Here is a 3,796-nt window from a genome sequence, read left to right on the forward strand (position 1 = left end):
TTTTTTATCTCTTTGTTTTTAAAGATAACGTGTGAAAAATGATCGAGTATGATCAGCCCCTGCTAATACTGTCTTTTCCTACTCCATCTTTGATAAGACAAAGCTTTTCGAGGTGGCTACTTTGGGTTATTTGTTCCGTACCAAAATTATTAAAAATAGTACTTAGATTATCGTTCAATGCAGTAGCAAACTTAGGTCCAAGACCTAAACCACCATTTCCAACTTTGCTGTAACCAAGCCAATTCTGTTTGACTTCAGGAAAAAGAAACCAGTGCTTAACTAGACCTTTTGAGATAACACCTTTATCAGAAATCTCTCTGAGGAAAGTGATATATTTTATTATTTCTTGGTGTAGTACTTCGTACTCCCCCTTATCACTACTAAACAACAAGAACGGGTCGATAAATACTGGAAGGTCATTAATCAATGAAATATTGAATGCGCCATATTCATCAAGATCCTCCTTGGATACTCCAAAATAGTCAGAAAAATATATATTCATTCGGTCCCTCTCTTGAATCTAACGCCGCATTATACGGAATAAAACAGTGAGTAAAATATGCAGCAAATCGAAGCGTAACCAACTTTTTTGTAAGTTTAAATGCTTTTAAACGATTTTCCGTGCGCTTATGTCTATGTGGTTTTGGTATAACGTACTTTACACAATAGACTTAATACATCTGGAACACATTGAATGGGTATTTCAATTTCATAGCCATGAGCTAATTGAATTATACCTTTTACCCTATCAGCAACGAAAAAGTCAGTCAGAATACCAAGGGCTATCCCATTATGTTCTTGAACTTCAGAATAAATATGATAGATATCTGACGTATAGTAAAAAGGAGTTCCAATTTCAAGAGTCTCATAGGTGGTTCTGCTTCGTTATTCTTCATATGACTACTTAACTCCTAAATCACATAGACGCCTTAATAACTGGCGTATAGGTTGGCGTTATTTTTGCGGCTGTTTCATTTTCAAAAATGATAACAACCGTAATACATCCAGTTGATTAACATGTTATAACTCAGTTTCTGCAAGGCTAATCCGATGCGATAAGGTTAGCGATAGATCAATATAAGCCTCAATTGGCATACCATGTAGATTGAAATCTCGATCGTGAGCAGCTTTATTACGTAACACTCGTAATTGATTAAACATCTTAATTTCTTTTTTGCTCAAAGACGTATCAGCCAATTGCCTTTGCATGCTGAGCGGACTCCTGCCCTCACCATGAGCAGAAACTACAGCAGAGCTTTTGGATATTACATGAGCTGATGCGTGTTCAATTTCACGAAAAGCTTCTAGAACGGCCGAACGAGGTGAAATATCAGCTAATTTAAGTAAAAAATTGTACTTTTCCATAACCTCATTCGAAGGTTCACCATTTTCAACTCGATTAACTCCTTCGGCTTCTTGTTCTCGAATTAATTTACTAACTCCCTCAGCAAATTCAAGCTCTGTATCTTTATGCTTAAACTTTTTAATACGAGGGATAAGGTCGGCAATTTTGTCTTTTAACTGAAAAGCAATAAGTGCCACAATTAAAGGCCATGCTACAGCTTTAACTATTTCGACAATAAACGTTTTCCAGTCCAAAATTTATTCCTTAACTCCACATTTCTATTTGAGTTATAAAGTTTGTATAGTGCTCATGCTCGTTTACCTCATTCGACCAGTAAAAATGCGCACTCTTAACTATCTGTATTACTAAGAACTTATTGTAACCATCCCTTATATAGATCATATTTTAAGAGAGTTTTCCTCATTTAATCGCTCATACATCTTGGGCGGTAAATCGTTCAGTGATTCATGTGGCCGATCATAATTATATTCTTCAAGCCAACTATCTGTGATTTCCCTAACCTCAGTCAAGCTATTGAACAAATAACAGTCTAATACTTCATTTCGATACGTTCGGTTAAATCGTTCAATAAACGCATTTTGAGTTGGCTTACCAGGCTTAATAAAGTCTAACTTGATACCGTGTTGTTCGGCCCACATCTCAAGTGCATGTGAGATAAACTCAGGCCCATTATCTTGTCTTAAGCGCTTTGGATAACCGCGATAGGCTGCGATCCTATCCAGTACACGTATAACCCGTTGCGCAGGTAAGCTTGAGTCCACTTCTATCGCTAAAGCTTCACGATGGTAGTCATCAATCACATTAAAAGTTCTGAACGACTTTCCTGAAAACAAGTTATCGCTCATAAAATCCATTGACCAGCATTCATTTGCCTTTACAGGAACGGTTAGTGGCTCTGGCTCACGTGACGGTAAGCGTTTTTTACCTTTACGTCGTAAGTTAAGTTTTAAACCACAATAAACGCGATACACACGTTTATGATTCCATTTATGACCAAGTAAGCGTAACCGTTTAAATATCTTTCGAAATCCATAAGCCCTATGTTTCTCTGCGATGTCTGATACGGCCTCAATGATGTCATTATCATCGATACGCTTGAGTTGGTAATAAAATGTGCAACGACTAATACTTAGCGCATCACAAGCCAACACAACACCTAGGCCAAATTCATTAATGGCATAGTGGGCTAACACCTTCCGCTCTGCTGGCTTTATAGCTTTTTTTCAACAATGTCTTTTAACGCCATGTTTTGCAAACTGACATCTGCAAACATCTTTTTAAGCTTGGCATTTTCGGCTTCTAATTCACGCATACGGGTTAAATCAGAGGCTTGCATCCCACCGTATTTCGATTTCCATTTGTAATAGGTACTTTGACCAACATTATGTTTGCGGCATAACTCAGGCACAGTAAGGGCGCCTGATTCACCTTCTTTGAGGATGTTGATGATTTGGCTTTCTGTAAAACGTGTCTTTTTCATGTGATTCTCCATTTGGTTTAGTGTAAATGGAAAACTCTATTTAAAACATTCTGATTTTAAGGGAGGGTTACAGGTTACACAGCCATCGGGTATAACTCTAAATCATCCACAATATTCTTGTTTTCATTAATGTAAGTCAGTAATTGCGTTTTCACTTCTTGGTCAACACAATTGATAGTCATTTTGATCTGTTGGTTGTCATTTATTCTCTCTAACTCAATCACATTTATCATATTGCATCTCCACTTTTATTCTATCTTAAATTAAATAATACTTTCTTCAACTTGTTATACTGTAACAAGTCACTAAACAAGTAATGATAAGGCCTGAGACTTGTTGATACTCTAGGAAAAATTAAGGTTCTGTAAACGATGCCTAAAGCGTTGCCTACAAAGTTTGAACATAAACGAGCTAGACATCTAACTCTTTAACAAGCATATCGAGGGTAGAGTAATGAACTCTATAAGTCGTCTAATTTGATCCAATTCATATTTTAATCTATATGCCGTCCTAGCAGTTTTGCCAGCATCACTACTATCCCACGCTCTCGTACACTACCCTTTTCAATAACCAAATAGTTACGAACACAGAAAAAGAGCCCAATAAGACCACAGACAATACCTAACCATTCAAATATGTGAATTCTTCGTCCAAAGAGAGCTTCAAGTGCAGGGTAGATACGACTACCAGCATCAGCCGCTATCTTTGCTTCTAACCAAGAGGGGATAATGAAATAGAGCAGTACAAAAGTGACAAGACCAAATAACAAAGCCCCCCACCAAGGTAACCTAGAACCAATAAACGCTGAATCTGATATTATCTGACCAGCGTGACTTCTACGTCTGTAGCGTCTTCCCATGACATAAATTCCTCGAGTTAAGCTTCTCTCATACACTGGACCTTAAGTATTAAGTCTGACATAAATCCCATCTAAGGTTATGTCTTCTTTA

General features: G+C 37.3%; 5 protein-coding genes. All 5 read right to left on the minus strand.

Features of this window, described 5'->3' with window-relative positions:
- Positions 1-52: 52 nt before the first annotated feature.
- A complete protein-coding gene (locus IEY42_RS21740) occupies positions 53-502 on the minus strand; it encodes a DUF8370 family protein (RefSeq protein ID WP_229780250.1) in 450 nt (149 codons plus the stop codon).
- Between the two features lie 518 nt (positions 503-1,020).
- Positions 1,021-1,599 carry a hypothetical protein gene (locus IEY42_RS21745; RefSeq protein WP_188927261.1) on the minus strand — a complete coding sequence of 193 codons (579 nt, stop codon included), beginning with the start codon at positions 1,597-1,599 and terminating at the stop codon, positions 1,021-1,023.
- A 144-nt stretch (positions 1,600-1,743) separates the two neighbouring features.
- A protein-coding gene (locus IEY42_RS21750; protein WP_229780251.1) for an IS3 family transposase occupies positions 1,744-2,846 on the minus strand; the annotation gives its coding sequence in 2 pieces (ribosomal slippage) (positions 1,744-2,582 and positions 2,582-2,846; 1,104 coding nt in all).
- Positions 2,847-2,920: 74 nt separating this feature from the next.
- Positions 2,921-3,079 carry a hypothetical protein gene (locus IEY42_RS21755; protein ID WP_188927263.1) on the minus strand — a complete coding sequence of 53 codons (159 nt, stop codon included), beginning with the start codon at positions 3,077-3,079 and terminating at the stop codon, positions 2,921-2,923.
- 260 nt (positions 3,080-3,339) lie between these two features.
- A complete protein-coding gene (locus IEY42_RS21760) occupies positions 3,340-3,705 on the minus strand; it encodes a hypothetical protein (RefSeq protein WP_188927264.1) in 366 nt (121 codons plus the stop codon).
- Positions 3,706-3,796: the final 91 nt, after the last annotated feature.

The sequence above is a fragment of the Shewanella algicola genome, from assembly GCF_014648035.1.
Classification (GTDB): domain Bacteria; phylum Pseudomonadota; class Gammaproteobacteria; order Enterobacterales; family Shewanellaceae; genus Shewanella; species Shewanella algicola.

What these genes read in the sequence shown, in the direction of transcription:
- IEY42_RS21740 (WP_229780250.1), bottom strand. Translation starts at nt 502, where the DNA reads ATGAATATATATTTTTCTGACTATTTTGGAGTATCCAAGGAGGATCTT.
- IEY42_RS21755 (WP_188927263.1), bottom strand. Translation starts at nt 3,079, where the DNA reads ATGATAAATGTGATTGAGTTAGAGAGAATAAATGACAACCAACAGATC.
- IEY42_RS21760 (WP_188927264.1), bottom strand. Translation starts at nt 3,705, where the DNA reads ATGGGAAGACGCTACAGACGTAGAAGTCACGCTGGTCAGATAATATCA.